At 74.3% G+C, this 14,496-nt stretch carries 13 protein-coding genes; 5 read left to right on the top strand and 8 right to left on the bottom strand.

All coding sequences use genetic code 11. The features are described 5' to 3' along the window. Positions 1-56 precede the first annotated feature (56 nt). Positions 57-1,019 (top strand): LLM class F420-dependent oxidoreductase, encoded by a 963-nt coding sequence (locus BU52_RS01725; RefSeq protein WP_037926617.1) that lies wholly within the window; start codon positions 57-59, stop codon positions 1,017-1,019. Positions 1,020-1,613: 594 nt separating this feature from the next. Here BU52_RS01725 and BU52_RS01720 read toward each other — a convergent pair. After that, positions 1,614-2,036 carry a phage holin family protein gene (locus tag BU52_RS01720; protein WP_037926613.1) on the bottom strand — a complete coding sequence of 141 codons (423 nt, stop codon included), beginning with the start codon at positions 2,034-2,036 and terminating at the stop codon, positions 1,614-1,616. Positions 2,037-2,159: 123 nt separating this feature from the next. Here BU52_RS01720 and BU52_RS01715 point away from each other — a divergent pair, with 123 nt between their 5' ends. Continuing rightward, positions 2,160-2,507, top strand: coding sequence for a VOC family protein (locus tag BU52_RS01715; protein ID WP_037926611.1), 348 nt, complete (start codon positions 2,160-2,162; stop codon positions 2,505-2,507). Between the two features lie 7 nt (positions 2,508-2,514). Here BU52_RS01715 and BU52_RS01710 read toward each other — a convergent pair whose 3' ends face one another. The 7 genes from BU52_RS01710 to BU52_RS01680 all read right to left on the bottom strand — a co-directional run bounded on the left by BU52_RS01710 (position 2,515) and on the right by BU52_RS01680 (position 10,756). Next, positions 2,515-4,473, bottom strand: a complete 1,959-nt coding sequence (locus BU52_RS01710; RefSeq protein WP_037926609.1) for a DUF5107 domain-containing protein — start codon at positions 4,471-4,473, stop codon at positions 2,515-2,517. A 48-nt stretch (positions 4,474-4,521) separates the two neighbouring features. Next, positions 4,522-5,076 carry a GNAT family N-acetyltransferase gene (locus BU52_RS01705; protein WP_037926607.1) on the bottom strand — a complete coding sequence of 185 codons (555 nt, stop codon included), beginning with the start codon at positions 5,074-5,076 and terminating at the stop codon, positions 4,522-4,524. A gap of 18 nt (positions 5,077-5,094) precedes the next feature. Continuing rightward, positions 5,095-6,027: a S66 peptidase family protein gene (locus BU52_RS01700; protein WP_037926604.1), complete on the bottom strand. Its 933-nt coding sequence runs from the start codon at positions 6,025-6,027 to the stop codon at positions 5,095-5,097. After that, positions 6,024-7,988 carry a prolyl oligopeptidase family serine peptidase gene (locus BU52_RS01695; RefSeq protein WP_107061051.1) on the bottom strand — a complete coding sequence of 655 codons (1,965 nt, stop codon included), beginning with the start codon at positions 7,986-7,988 and terminating at the stop codon, positions 6,024-6,026. Before BU52_RS01695 ends, BU52_RS01700 begins: the two co-directional genes overlap by 4 nt. Before the next feature lie 5 nt (positions 7,989-7,993). Next, positions 7,994-9,298 (bottom strand): M20/M25/M40 family metallo-hydrolase, encoded by a 1,305-nt coding sequence (locus BU52_RS01690; RefSeq protein ID WP_037926600.1) that lies wholly within the window; start codon positions 9,296-9,298, stop codon positions 7,994-7,996. Beyond that, entirely contained in the window at positions 9,291-10,124 is an 834-nt protein-coding gene (locus BU52_RS01685) for a M55 family metallopeptidase (protein WP_037926599.1), read from the bottom strand. Before BU52_RS01685 ends, BU52_RS01690 begins: the two co-directional genes overlap by 8 nt. A gap of 65 nt (positions 10,125-10,189) precedes the next feature. Continuing rightward, positions 10,190-10,756 (bottom strand): DUF4383 domain-containing protein, encoded by a 567-nt coding sequence (locus BU52_RS01680; protein ID WP_037926597.1) that lies wholly within the window; start codon positions 10,754-10,756, stop codon positions 10,190-10,192. A 144-nt stretch (positions 10,757-10,900) separates the two neighbouring features. Between BU52_RS01680 and BU52_RS01675 the strand changes: the two genes are divergently transcribed. From BU52_RS01675 to BU52_RS01665, 3 genes are all read left to right on the top strand, one after another. Beyond that, positions 10,901-11,791: an SDR family oxidoreductase gene (locus BU52_RS01675; RefSeq protein WP_037926595.1), complete on the top strand. Its 891-nt coding sequence runs from the start codon at positions 10,901-10,903 to the stop codon at positions 11,789-11,791. A 122-nt stretch (positions 11,792-11,913) separates the two neighbouring features. After that, positions 11,914-12,849, top strand: coding sequence for an AfsA-related hotdog domain-containing protein (locus BU52_RS01670; RefSeq protein ID WP_051857809.1), 936 nt, complete (start codon positions 11,914-11,916; stop codon positions 12,847-12,849). A 45-nt stretch (positions 12,850-12,894) separates the two neighbouring features. Continuing rightward, the gene (locus BU52_RS01665; RefSeq protein WP_037927817.1) at positions 12,895-14,487 is read left to right on the top strand and encodes an SDR family oxidoreductase; all 1,593 of its coding nucleotides are present in this window, start codon (positions 12,895-12,897) and stop codon (positions 14,485-14,487) included. Positions 14,488-14,496 lie beyond the last annotated feature (9 nt).

The raw sequence follows: 14,496 nt of genomic DNA, 5'->3' as shown, positions 1-14,496 counted from the left end.
GCCCCCCGGGTACCCGGCACGGGACCCGAACCGCCCATGTCGCGGAGGCACCCCCCATGCCCGAGTACGGTTACTTCCTCTCGTGCGAGCAGTACGGTCCCGCCGAGCTCATCGAGCAGGCGCGGATGGCCGAGCAGGCCGGGTTCCAGGCCCTGTGGATCTCGGACCACTACCACCCGTGGAACGACGAGCAGGGGCAGAGTCCCTTCGTGTGGTCGGTGATCGGCGCGCTGTCCGAGGCGGTGTCGCTGCCGGTGGGCACGGCGGTGACCTGCCCCACCGTGCGGACACATCCGGCGGTGGTGGCGCAGGCGGCGGCCACCAGCGCGGTGATGGCGCCGGGGGAGTTCCGGCTGGGCGTGGGCACGGGCGAGGCCCTGAACGAGCACATCCTGGGGGACGCCTGGCCGCCCGCGCACGTACGTCTCGAGATGCTGGAGGAGGCCATCCAGGTGATGCGCCGGCTGTTCACCGGCGAGGAGGTCAACCATCACGGCACGCACTACACGGTGGAGAACGCCCGCCTGTACACCCTCCCGGACCAGCCTGTGCCCATCGACATCTCCGGCTTCGGCCCGGCGGCGACCAAGCTGGCGGCCCGGGTCGGCGACGGCTACATCACGATGATGCCGGACGCCTCGATGGTGGAGCAGTACCGCAAGGGCGGGGGCGGCGGGAAGCCGGTCAGCGGCGGCACCAAGGTCTGCTACGGCACCGACCGCGACGCGTGCGTGCGCACGGTGCACCGGCTCTGGGCGAACGAACAGCTGCCCGGCGAGCTGGGGCAGGTGCTGCCCTCGCCGAAGCACTTCGAGCAGGCGCAGACCCTGGTCACCGAGGACATGGTGCGCGAGAACCGGGTGTGCGGCGACGACGTGGACGAGCACGTCGCCGAGCTCCGGCAGTTCGCCGACGCGGGATTCGACCGGATCTACGTCAACCAGATCGGGCCCGACCTGCGCGGCTTCTTCGACTTCTACCGCACCAAGGTGCTGCCGCAGCTCCAGCAGGCGGGCTGAGCCCCGGGCGGGGGACGGACCGACGACGGGACTGCGCCGCCTGCCCGGGAGTCCCTGGACATCCCGGCCGTGCACGAGGCGATGAGCCGCTCGGTCCGCGACACCGGCCGGCCGGGCGGCGCGGCCCGTACGGTCCCGGCACCGGACCTCACGCTGAGAAACCTGAAGGCCCGGCTGCTGGAACTGCCCCTGGTGCGAGGGCTGGGGGCCGCGACGGGAGCGGGGCCGGCGTGCGTGCGGGTGGGGCACGTGAGCGACGTGGCCGCCGGGGGCACGGCTTCGACCGGCCGTACTTCGCCCGCACGATCACGGGCCGGTGCGGTGGACCGCTGCCTGGTCGACGCGACACGCCACGGCGGCGTCACCGGTCTCCTGCGCGCGGCGGCGTCGGCGGAGGCACGCGGTCTGGAGGCTCCGCCCGCCGGCCCCGCACGCCCGGGGCGGCGGTGGCGGCCACGGGTCTCGAAGCCGCGGCACGGTCGGCGGCCCGCTCGGGGGTGCCGGCCTCGGTCCGGCCCCGCGGACGGAGGACGCCGCGGAGTACCGGGGGGGCCGGCCGGCCGGACCGTCAGAGGGTCCGGACCTTGTCGGGGGTCACGGCCGGTGGTGGGTGTCACGGCCGGAGTCGTCCGGTCGTGGCGGTACGAGACCCGCGGTGGGCGGGGTGGACGGCACCGGCGGGATCGGGGTGCCCCGGCCTCCGGGTGCGGTGGCCTGCCGGGGAGCCGAAGGCCGGGCCGCGCCGCGCAGGGCGTAGGACAGCGCCGCCAGGATCGCGGCCGTGATCAGCGCGGCGGCCCAGTCCGGCAGGACCAGGGCGAGTGCGAGGCCCACGGCCAGCGAGACCGCCGCGCCCGCGTAGAGGGCGGCGGTGCCGGACGCGGCGTAGAGGGCCGCCTTACGGCGCTGGCCCCGCGCCTGTTCGCGTAGTTCGTCGCGTACGGTCTCGCGGGCCACCTGCGCCAGTTCGTCGACCAGGTGCTTGTCCAGATGCTCCAAGTGCTCCAAGCGCTGCATGGCGCACCGGGTACCCGCGGCCCGGGGCGCGTAACGCCGGCGGACGCGGGGCGTGATGAGCGGCCGGGGTGACCGGCCGGGGCGGGACCCTCGTCCCGGCCGTCCCCAACTAGGCTCCTCCCCATGGAGATTCTGGGTGCCACACTGCGCGTCTGCGTCGACGACATCGAGACCGCCATCCCCTTCTACGAACGGCTGGCGGGCGGCAGGGCCCTCCGGTTCGAACGAGCCGGCGTCCAGGTCGCCGCGGTGGGCTGTTTCCTGCTGATGAGCGGTCCCGCCGCGGAGCTGGAGGTGCTGCGCAAGGTCGCGGCGACCATCGCGGTGCAGGACGTCGACGAGGCCCGCCGGGTCCTCGCGGAGATGGGCGCCGACATCATCGCGGGGCCGGTCCCCACCCCGGTGGGCCGCAACCTCATCGCACGGCACCCGGACGGGGCGGTCTACGAGTACGCGGACCGCCGCGCCTGACACCCGCTCAGGGCGTGGGCCGCATCCGGAAGTCGTGGCGTTCCGGCAGGGGTTCGTCGGTGAGGGCGGACCACAGCCGTCCGATCACCTCGTCCCCCTCCCGCAGGTCGGCCACCTCGAAGCCCGCGTCGAACACGGCGCGGGCCTCCTCGCGCCGGCCCTCGGCGAGCAGCAGCGCCGCCTCGGTCAGCCGGAACCGGCCGCGGGCGCGCGTGGCGGGGTCCAGCCGCCGCCACACGGACCGCGCGTCCGCCGTACGCCCCACCGCGAGCAGCGCCTCGATCGCCTCCCGTCCGAGCGCCGCGGTGACGGCAGTCCCCGCGCCCTCCTCGTCGCAGGGCGCGCGGCACAGGTCGTCGAAGGCCCGCGCGTAGCGGTCGGCGGCGCGTTCGGGATGGCGGGCCTCCTGGTCGGCGACGGCGAGGCAGCGCAGCGCCGGCCACCAGGACGAGGTGTTCCGCAGGGCCCGCTCCCAACTGCGCTCCGCCTGGGCCCGGTCGCCCGCGTGCCACTGGGCGACGCCCAGGTGGTACTCGGTGAGGGGCGTCGCGGGCGCGGTCTCCAGCATGTCCCGCCAGTGCCGGGCGACCAGCGTCCCGCCGGGCGGCCGGGTGCCGGGCGGCTCGGGGAGGGAGCCCGCGCGCAGCAGGTGCAGCCAGGGTGCCTGCTCCTCGCCCAGGGTGCTCTCCTCGAAGGGCGTGCCGGGCAGCTTCCAGCCGGCGCGCAGCACTTCCAGCGCGCCCCAGCCGGAGCCGGCCGCGAGCCGCTCGCCGGGTTCGGTGTCGGCGTACGGCCGCCAGGCCGCGTACGCGGAGTCGACGCCGGCGCGCGGCAGGACCGCTTCGAGCCGGTTCTCCGCCTCCTTCAGTACGCCGTTCCACTCCCCCTCGGGCCGGGTGGTGAAGGGGCCGTAGGCCTCCAGCCAGGACACCTCGCTCTCGGCCTCCAGCCGGACGTGTTCCAGCTGGGTGCGGGCGAGCCCGGCCTGGATCTCGCAGTAGCCGCCGGTGCCGGGCTCGGTGAGCCACCGCTGCCAGCTCCGCCCGCCCGGTCCCCGGCCCCACACGAACAGCTTGCGGCCCCGCAGCGCGTCGGTGGAGGTCTGCACGAGTCCGTGGCCTTCGTGGTCCAGCGCGGCGATCCAGCGCCTGCGGCCGTCGGGGACGTCGTAGAAGTAGTCCGCCGCGTACGTGCTGTGGGGTGGGCAGGTGCGGTCGACGCCGTCGTACTCGGGGACGGGCACCCGGCGCAGCCGGCGCTCGTAGCCGAAGTGCCAGGCCTCCTCGGCCGGCGCGAGGACGCGGCACTCCTCGGGGACGGCGATGTTGGACCACCAGTAGGTCGGCACCGGCATCTCGTGCGGGTTGCGGATCCGGACGCCGGCGTACAGGAAGTCCGAGCCGTCCGGCAGCCACAGGTCGACCTGGAAGGGCAGGTCGCGCAGCCGCTCCCACTCCCACAGGCGCAGCATCTCCCCGCCGCCGGGGGCGGGCACGCGGGCGGCGTGCACGGGCGAGCAGGAGAGGGTGGTGTGCCCGGTGGCGCCGATGTTCCATTCGATGCCGCCGGAGAACCAGGCTCCGTTGAGGGCGAAGTTGGCGGGCTGGAACACCGGGTTGCGGTACAGCAGTTCACGGCCGGTGGGCCGGTGGACGAGGGAGACGACCCGGCCGCCGAGGGCGGGGAGCACGGTGGCGCGCAGCCGGTCGTTCTCGATCACGAGGGCGTCGACGGCGCGGGGCGCGCGCCGGCGGTCGTAGCCGTCACGGACGGGGACGGGCAGCAGACTGTGCAGGGGTGCGTGGCCGATCTGCCGCGCCATGTCGCGCGGCAGGTCCTCCTTGTCGCGGTCCTCGATGCGGTGCGTCTCGTCGAGGGGCCGCAGGGCGGGCAGCGGGTTGTCGGGGCCCAGGTGCGCGGCGGGCAGCGTCAGTACCTCGTGTCGGATCGTCGTCACGACCTCCATGGAAGCCGCCGCGGGCCCGCGTGACCAGGGGGCGGGGGCCGGCCCGCTTCAGCGTCCGGCCGTCATCTCGCTGGTGATGGCCCAGCGTTGGTGGTCGCGCCAGGCCCCGTCGATGAAGAGCATCTTCGGCGAGAAGCCCTCCAGGCGGAACCCGCAGGCGCGGGCGAGGGCGATGGAGGCGGCGTTGCCGGGCTGCACGTTGATCTCCAGACGGTGCAGCCGCATCGGGCCGAAGGCGTACCGCACGACGAGGTCCAGGCCCTCGCGCATCAGCCCCCGCCCCGCCGCGTGCGCGAAGGCGCCGTAGCCCAGCGCGCCGCACAGGAAGCCGCCCTCGACGATGTTGTTGATGTTGATGAATCCGGCGAGGGCACCGTCCGCCTCCTTCTCGCAGACCAGGAACCCCGCCTTGGCGGGGTCCTCGATCAGCCGCCGCGCGTACGCGGCGTAGGCCGGGGCGCTGTCCGGCGGGAACAGCCAGGGGTGGTGCAGGTCCTTGCTCTCCCGGGCACGGGCGGTGAACTCGGCGCCGTCCGCGTGGGTGAAGTGACGCAGGCCCACGCGGGCGCCCTCGGCGAGATAGCGGGAAGTGGTGTGCGGCACCCCGCCACCCTACGACGGTCAGGCGAGCGCCGGTTCCTCCAGCGTCAGCGTGCCCGCGTCCGCGTCGAGTTCGGCGGCGACACCGAAGGGGACGGTGAGCGCGTCGTCGCAGTGCCCAAACCCGAACTGCTCGGCCACCGGCACACCGAGGCCGCCGAGCCGGTCGGCGAGCAGTGCCCGCACCCCGTCGTAGGGCTCGCACTGCGCCCAGGAACCGAGGAGCAGCCCGGCGACCCCGTCCAGCCAGCCGGCCCGCAGGAGCTGGGTGAGGTAGCGGTCGAGCCGGTAGGTCTCCTCCCCCACGTCCTCCAGGCACAGCAGTCCGCCCCGCGCGGAGGGCCTGGCGTGCGGGGTGCCGAGGTCCGCGGCGAGCAGGGAGAGACAGCCCCCCAGGGTGACGCCGCGCGCCCGGCCGGGGACGAGCGCGGTGCCGTCGGAGACGATGGTGCGGACGGTGTCGGGGGCGAGGAGGGTGGCCCGGAGGTGGTCCTGGGCCCGGGTGCTCTTCACGAAGTCGAGGCCGGCGGCCATCGGTCCGTGCAGGGTGACCAGTCCGAGCCGGACGGCGAACGCCTCGTGCAGGGAGGTGATGTCGCTGAACCCGACGAACACCTTGGGCCCGGCCGCCCGCATCGCCTCCCAGTCGAGCGCGTCGACCATGCGCTGCACGCCGTAGCCGCCGCGGGCGCAGATCACCGCGTCGACGTCCGGGTCGCACCACGCGGACTGCAGATCGGCGGCCCGGTCGGCGTCGCTGCCCGCCAGGTAGCCGAACCGGCCGTGCCGGTCGAGGACGTGGGGGGCCACCACCGGGTCGAGGTCCCAGCCGCGCAGCACGTCGAGCCCGGCCCTCAGCCGCTCCTCGGGCACCGGACCACTGGGCGCGACGACGGCCACCCGGGCGCCGGGAGCGAGGCGGTGCGGCCGCCGCAGCGGTTCGGCCCGGCTCACGTGCCCAGCTCCAGGGCCGGGACGCCGGGCGCCTTCAGCCCGAACACCTGGGCGTACAGGGACATCTCCGCCTCCAGGGCGCACACCATCGTCTCCGCCCGCCGGAAACCGTGCCCCTCGCCCTCGAAGGTGAGGTAGGCGTGCGGCACGCCCCGGCCGGCCAGCCGGGCCAGGAACCGCTCGCACTGGACGGGCGGGCAGATCGGGTCGTCCAGTCCCTGGAGCATCAGGAAGGGCACGGAGAGCCGGTCGGCGTGTTCGACGGGCGAGCGCCGCACGTACCGCTCGGGGACCTCGGCGCGCGGGCCGATCAGGCTCTCCAGGTACTGGGACTCGAAGTCGTGGGTCTCCCCCGTGCCCCAGCCGGTGAGGTCGAGCACCGGGTAGATGATCGTGCCGCAGGCGTAGACGTCGGTCGTGGTCAGCGAGGCGGCCGTGGTCCAGCCGCCGGCGCTGCCGCCGCGGACGGCGAGCCGGTCACGGTCGGCGGTGCCCTCGTCGGCGAGGGCCAGCGCGACCGCCGCGCAGTCCTCGACGTCGACCACGCCCCACTGCCCGCGCAGCCGGTTGCGGTACTCGCGCCCGTATCCGGTCGAGCCGCCGTAGTTGACCTCCGCGACGCCGATGCCGCGCGAGGTGAAGTAGGCGATCTCCAGGTCGAGCACGAGCGGCGTCCGGCCGGTGGGGCCGCCGTGTGCCCAGATCACGTACGGGGGACGCTCGTCCGCGGGGCCGGCGCACTCCGGGTGGTGCGGCGGGAAGACCTGGGCGTGGATCTCCCGGCCGTCCGGCCCGGTGAACGTGCGGACCTGCGGCCGCGGGTAGTAGGCGGGGTCCACGGCGTCCTCGTGCGCGGCGCCGATCACGCGCGCCCTGCCCGTCCTGGTGTCCAGCTCCACCACCTCGTGGGCGCTGCGCGGGCCGGCCCCGATGGCGACGACGCGCTCGCCGTGGGCCGCCACGGAGGGCGCGAACTCGGTCCAGGGGCCGACGGCGTCGACGACCTCGCCGGTCTCCGGGTCGAGTACGCCGAGCCGGGGGGCGCCCCGGCCGTGCACGACGGCGATCAGCCCGCTGTCCAGCGGGGCGAACCAGCGGTGCCCGACTTTCCACAACGGTCCGCCGAACTCCTCCTCGCGGGGGCAGAGCGGCTCCCCGTCCCGGTAGAGGTTCCACCAGCCGGTGCGGTCGCTCGAGTACAGCAGCCGGCCGTCGTGGGTCCAGTCGGCCTGGGTGATGGACTCCTCGGGCCCGCCGGCCACCGTGCGGGCGTCGCGCAGGCTGCCGTCGTCGGTGACCTCGGCGGTCATCAGCTCGGTGCCGTCCCACGGCATGCGCGGATGGTCCCAGCCGAGCCAGGCGGCGCTCCGCCCGTCGGGCGAGAGACGTGGCCCCGTGACGAACCGGTGCCGTCCGTCGCTCAGTTCCCGCACGGCGTCACGGTCGTCGGCGGCGGTGCCGTCCAGCGGTACGGCGGCCAGGACCCGGCGTACGTCGCTGGGGCCGTCGCCGGTGAACTCCTCCAGGACGCACCACGCCTCGCCGCGCTCGGGCAGCAGCACCGGGTCGGCCCAGCGCAGGCCCCCTCCGACCGGCGACACCGGGGTGAGCGGGCGCGGCTCGCCGCCCGGCTCGTAGAGGTACAGGCGCTGGTCGGCGAAGTGCGCGAACACCACGAGCGGGCCGCCGTCCCCCACGGCGCCGGCCCAGGGCCGGCCGCCGTACTCGATGACGCGGGTCCGCACGTTCCACGGTGCGGGCAGGACGGATTCCTCCGTGCCGTCGGCGCGCCGGCGCACCAGCGTGCGCCGGCCGGCCTCGGTGGGCCGGGGCTCGGTCCACCACACCTCGTCGCCGACGAAGCCCGCGAACTCGGGGCTGCCGTCATGGGCCGCGGCGGTGGCCGCGTCGATGGGCGAGGGCCACTCGCCGTATGCCAGGATCTGCACTGTCTCCCCCACTTGGCTCAGGCCGAACGCAGGAACCGGTCGAGAACCCGGACACCGAAGTGGAGCGCCTCGACCGGGACGCGCTCGTCGACGCCGTGGAACAGGGCCTGGTAGTCGAAGCCCTCCGGCAGCTTCAGCGGAGCGAAGCCGTACCCGGTGATGCCGAGCCGGGAGAACTGCTTGGCGTCCGTGCCGCCGGACATGCAGTAGGGCACGACGTGCCCCTCGGGTGCGAACTCCTCCACGGCGGCCCGCATCCGGGCGAACGTCGGCGAGTCCACCGGAGCCTGCAGGGCCACCTCGTGGTGTTCGAACTCCCAGCCGACGTCCGGTCCGGTGAGCCGGTCCATCGTCGCGCGGAACTCGTTCTCGGCACCCGACAGGTACCGGCCGTCGACGCGCGCCACGGCCTCACCGGGGATCACGTTGACCTTGTAACCGGCGTCCATCATGGTGGGGTTGGCGCTGTTGCGGACGGTCGCCTCGACGAGCTTGCCCGCCGTGCCGAGCTTCTCCAGCAGGGCGTCGACGTCGGTCAGGTCCGTCTCGATGCCGTACACGGCGGCGAGTTCGGTGAGCGCGGCCCGCACCGTGGGGGTGAGCCGCAGCGGCCACTCGTGTTCCCCGATGCGGGTGAGGGCGGCGGCGAGGCGGGTCACCGCGTTCTCCCGGTTGACCTTGGAACCGTGCCCGGCCCGGCCGCGCGCGGTGAGCTTCAGCCAGGCGGTGCCGCGTTCGCCGGCGGCGATCGGGTAGAGCTGCCGGCCGTCGCCGTCGTGGAAGGTGAACGCGCCCGACTCGCTGACGCCCTCGGTGCAGCCCTCGAAGAGGTGGGCGTGCCGGTCGGCGAGGAACCCGGAGCCGTCCTCGGCGCTGGCCTCCTCGTCGGCGGTGAACGCGACGACGATGTCACGGCGGGGCCGCACGCCCTGCCGGGCCCAGGCGCGCACCACGGCCAGGATCATCGCGTCCATGTTCTTCATGTCGACGGCGCCGCGCCCCCAGACGACGCCGTCGCGGACCTCCCCGGAGAAGGGGTGCACGCTCCAGTCGGCGGCCTCGGCCGGCACGACGTCCAGGTGGCCGTGGACCAGCAGCGCGTCGGCCGACGGGTCGGTGCCCTCCAGGCGCGCGACGACGTTGGTCCGGCCGGGGGTGCGCTCGAGGAGGACCGGCTCCAGGCCCGCCTCGGCGAGCCGCGCCGCGGCGTACTCGGCGGCGGGCCGCTCCTGGCAGTCGCCCCCGCCCCTGTTGGTCGTGTCGATCCTGATCAGGTCGGACGTGAACGTCACGACCTCGTCCAGGGCCCGCTCGTCAGCCATACTGCTCCTCCACCGCAGCCGAGGCGATCGTGGTGACCGCCTTGAACGTGCGGATGCCGTCGTACATGGTTCCGCTGGTGTAGGCGACCTTCCGCTCGCCGGTCCGGGTCACACCCGGCACGACGGTGACGGCCATCGCCAGGTGCTCGGCGTCGAACTCCACCGCGACGGTGAAGGGCCCGCCGTCGGCCGGCTCGCGCCGTCCGGCCAGCGCCGCCGCCTGCTCGGCCGCCGCGCGGATGTCGGCGGCCGTCCGGGCCGGGGTGCGGCACACGGCCGCGTACCGGGACACGTGGTCCTTGACGGCGACCTTCAGCGCCTCCGGCGCGTAACCGAGGGCGTCCTCGCAGGCCACGTCGTCACCCGTGACCAGGACCACCGGCACCCCGTACTCGGCGGCCACGTGCGCGTTGAGCAGTCCCTCGCTCGCCCGTACGTCGTCGACCCACACCCCGGTGATGGAGTTGGCGAGGAAGGTGTGCGCGAGGACGCCCTCCATGCCGGCGCCGGCGTGGTAGCCGACGAACGCGATGCCGTCGACGTCACCGTGCTGCACGCCCTCGACCATGGAGAGCGACTTGTGCCGGCCGGTGAGCATCTGGGCCCGCTCGTCCAGCCGCTCCAGCAGCAGGTTGCGCATGGTCCAGTGGGCCTCGTTGATCAGCACCTCGTCGGCGCCGCCGTCGAAGAAGCCCTGCACGGCCGCGTTGACGTCCGAGGTGAACAGCGACCGGCACCGCTCCCACTGGGGAGTCCCCGGCAGCACGTCGGCCGGCCAGGTGACACCGGTGGCGCCCTCCATGTCGGCGCTGATGAGGATCTTCATGGTGCCTCACGTTACGCGTCGGCCGGGGGCCCGTCCCAGGAGGGGTGGGGCGGGGCACCCCGTGCTCACCGCAGCGCGCGGCGTCCGTCGCGGGGACCGCGCCCCTCTCCCCCGGACAGAGCGGGCGGCTCCGCGTCCGGCGGCGCGAGGGCCCGCGCACCGTCGGCCGTCCGCCCGGCGTGCCGACGGCGCCAGTAGGGATTGTCGCGGGGCAGCCGGCTGGAGACGCGGCCGTACATGCCGAACGTCGCGATGAGCAGCCCCATGACGAAGCTGAAGATCACGTTGGTCATCCCGAAGTCCAGGATGTTGGCGGAGCGGTCCAGCAGAAAGGTGTGGGCGAAGCCGCTCAGCACGAACAGCCCGCCGATCGTCATGTTGAGGTTGGACGCGAAGTTGCCGCCGATGACGGCGCCGACGAGCAGCGCGCATCCCACGACGGTGGAGATGACGCTGAGGGTCACGTTGCTGGTCATGCCGGCGATCGTGTCGCCGGACGTGTCGAAGGGACTGAGGGCGTCGGCGAAGCCGAGGCACGCGAAGGTCAGCAGGACCAGGCCGCAGAAGGCGGCTCCGTAGCGGTACACGGTCGCCAGGTGGTGGTCGACCGGAAGTTCGTCTCGCAGCTTCATGTCACCGTTTCGCCCCGGAAAGTCCGTATGGATGCGCATGCGAGCCGTTTCGGACGCGGAGGGGAGCAGGCCGCCGGCATGCCGACGGCGTCGGCCGTGCTTACGGTGAGCAGGACGAACGCCGCACGGAACAGGAGCCGCCGTATGCCGGTCACCGGGAGCCCGTTGGACGGAAGGACCGCCGTCGTCACCGGAGCGGCGCGCGGCCTGGGAGCGGCGATGGCGCGGGAGCTGTCCGCCCGTGGTGCGCGGGTGGCGCTGCTCGGGCGGGAGGAGCGGACGCTGAAGCGGGTCCAGGACACCCTGCCGGGCGCCTGTGGCTGCTGGCAGGTCGATGTCACGGACGACAGGGGGCTGGCGAGGGCAGGGGCGGACATCCGCGCACGGCTCGGTCCCGTCTCCGTCGTCGTGGCCAACGCGGGCGTCGCCGAGGGCGGGCCGTTCGCCGAGTCCGATCCCGCGGTGTGGCGCCGGGTGGTCGAGGTGAACCTCATCGGCAGTGCCGCCACGGCCCGTACGTTCATCGGGGACCTGCTGGACACGTCCGGCTACTTCCTCCAGGTCGCCTCGCTCGCCTCCATCGGTACGGCGCCCATGATGAGCGCGTACTGCGCGTCCAAGGCCGGGGTCGAGTCGTTCGCCCACGCACTGCGGGCCGAGATGGCCCACCGGCGCGTGGGCGTGGGCATCGCCTACATCAACTGGACGGACACCGACATGGTCCGCGACGCGGACGAGTTCGCGGTGCTCCGTGAGCTGCGCGGCCACATGCCGCCGCCGGCGCGCAAGGTGTACCCCGTCGAGTACGTCGCGGGCCGCCTGGTCACCGCGATCGAGCGGCGCCGCCCGTCGGTCTACGTGCCCGGCTGGCTGCGGTCGGCCCAGCTCGTGCGTGCCGCCCTGCCCCCGCTGGTGACCCTGCTGTCGCGACGCGAACTGCCGCGGCTGGCCGCCGTCGAGCCGTTCGAGGCCACGGGGCTCCTGGGCGCCGGCGGCCGGGCGGACCGGGACGCCACCCGGCCCTCTCGCGGTTAGGGACGGGTCCGACCACATGGGGTGAGGGCGTTCGCGTGACGGGTGCATCCGTCGGGCCGGTGGCCGGTGAAGTGGCTGTGTGGGGCGGTCGCACCGTCCGACGCCTTCGGCAGGAGACGCTCATGCACACTACGGCGATCGATACGGCTCCCGCGCCCGGCGCGTGGTCACGGAGCGACCGTGACGGACCGGATGCCCGGGAGACCGGGCACGGCGACCCGCTGCTGTGGCACACGATCGGGCTGGAGACCATGGCGTCGCTGCTCGTCGTGTCGCTGCGCCGGCAGGGCAGCCACTTCTTCGCTGCCCGGTGCCAGTGGCCCCGGCTGCACCCGCTCAACGAGCGGACGGCCACCGTGAGACACCATCCGCTGATCATGGCGGAGTCGACCCGTCAGCTCGCCACGGCCCTGGAGCACACACATCTGCCCGGGGTGGGGACTGCGACGTTCGAGCCCGTCTCGGTCAGCATGGGGACGCCTCCGCGGACGCAGCCGGTGGAGAGCGGCAGCGCGACCGAGGTGGCCGTCCGGATCGGCGTGAGCGATCTCGTACGGCGGGAGGACGGCGCGCTCGTCGCCTACCGCGTCACGGCCGAGTACCTGCACGCCGGTACTCCCATCGGGTCGTGCACGATGCGGTTCGCCCGTGCGGCGCAGTCCGCCCCGGACGGCGGGCACGCGACGGTCCCGCCCACCCTGCTGCACCCCGCCGCGGCGGCGGTCGGTGCCGCCGCGGAACACGACGTCCTCCTGGCACGGGCGCCGCAGGGGCGTCTGGTGGTCGCCCCGCGGGACCCGGCACACCCCGTTCTCCTCCCCGGGCGCCCGTCCCGCATGCCCGCCCTGGCGCTCCTGGAGGCCGGGCGGCAGGCGGCCCTGCTGAACTGCGGGAGGACGGCGGGCGCCGTGGCCGGGCTCGGCATCGACCTGCGGGCACCGGTACCGGCCCGCGGCGCCCGGCTGGAGGTGGCGGCGGAACCGGGCGGCTTCCGCTTCCTCGTCATGGTGGCCGGCCGCGTCGGCGCGACGGGCACGATCGCCCTGTTGCGCTCATGATCGGACGCAGGAGGACGTCGTGACGGAACAGAAGCCGTGAAGGACATGGGAGGAACAGTCGTGGCGGTCGAGGACGGACAGCGAAGCGGTGAGCGGCTGCACTGCCTGGTCACCGGGGCGTCCGGGTACGTCGGCGGACGTCTGGTGCCGGAACTGCTGCGGGCCGGGCACCGGGTCCGCTGCCTGGCCCGATCCCCCGGCAAGCTCCGCGACCACCCCTGGGCCCCGGACGTGGAGACCGTCCGCGGTGACGTCACGGACGCGGACTCCCTCGCGGCGGCCATGCGCGGAGTGGACGTGGCCTACTACCTGGTGCACGCCCTCACCACCGGCCCCGGTTTCGAGGAGACCGACCGTCGCGCCGCCCTGAACTTCGCCGAGCAGGCGCACGCCGCCGGCGTCCGGAGGATCGTCTACCTGGGCGGGCTCACCCCGGAGGGGGTGCCCGAGCACTCCCTCTCCCCGCACCTGCGCTCCCGGGCGGAGGTGGGGCGCATCTTCCTCGACTCCCCGGTGCCCGCCACGGTGCTGCGGGCGGCGGTCGTCATCGGCTCGGGATCGGCGTCGTTCGAGATGCTGCGCTACCTCACCGAGCGCCTGCCCGTGATGGTGACCCCCAGCTGGGTGCAGACGCGGACCCAGCCGATCTCGGTCCGCGACGTGCTGCGCTACCTCGTCGGCTCGGCCGGCATGCCGCCCGACGTCGACCGGGCCTTCGACGTCGGCGGGCCGGACGTCCTGACCTACGAGAAGATGATGCGCCGTTACGCCGAGGTCGCCGGGCTGCGGCGACGGCTCATCGTCCGGGTGCCGGTCCTCACCCCGCGGCTGTCCAGCCACTGGGTGGGCCTGGTCACCCCGGTGCCCGCCTCCATCGCCCGCCCGCTGACCGAGTCGCTGCGCCACGAGGTCGTCTGCCGGGAACACGACATCGCCCGCTACGTGCCCGATCCGCCGGGCTGTCCGCTGCCCTTCGACCAGGCACTGGTCCAGGCGCTGCGCAAGGTCCGGGACGCCCAGGTGGACACCCGCTGGTCGTCCGCGGCCGTACCGGGGGCGCCCAGCGACCCGCTGCCCACCGACCCCGACTGGGCCGGCGGCAGCCTCTACCGGGACGAACGGTCCCTGCCGGTCGACGCCTCCCTCGCGTCGCTGTGGAAGGTCGTCGAGGGCATCGGCGGCGACAACGGCTGGTACTCCTTCCCGCTCGCCTGGGCGGTCCGGGGGTGGCTGGACCGGTTCGTCGGCGGGGTCGGCCTGCGCCGCGGCCGGCGTGACGCGGCCCACCTGAGGGTCGGTGACTCCCTGGACTTCTGGCGCGTCGAGGAGATCGAGCCGGGCCACCTGCTCCGGCTGCGCGCCGAGATGCGGCTGCCCGGACTCGCCTGGCTGGAGATGTACGCCGAGACGGACCCCGCCGGCCGGACCCGCTACCGTCAGCGCGCCCTGTTCCACCCGCGCGGCCTGCTGGGCCACGCCTACTGGTGGAGCGTCTCGCCGTTCCACGCCGTCGTCTTCGGTGGTATGGCCCGCAACATCGCGCGGGCCGCCGCCAAGGGCCAGGCCCGTACGCGCGGCCGGGCGGCGCGTACGGGCCGGGGCCGGCACGCCCGGCCCGCGCACCGGTTCCGTCCCTGACCGGCCGCC

Origin of the sequence: Streptomyces toyocaensis (assembly GCF_000725125.1) — a bacterium.
Lineage (GTDB): Bacteria > Actinomycetota > Actinomycetes > Streptomycetales > Streptomycetaceae > Streptomyces > Streptomyces toyocaensis.
This window is presented reverse-complemented; position numbering and strand designations above follow the sequence as displayed.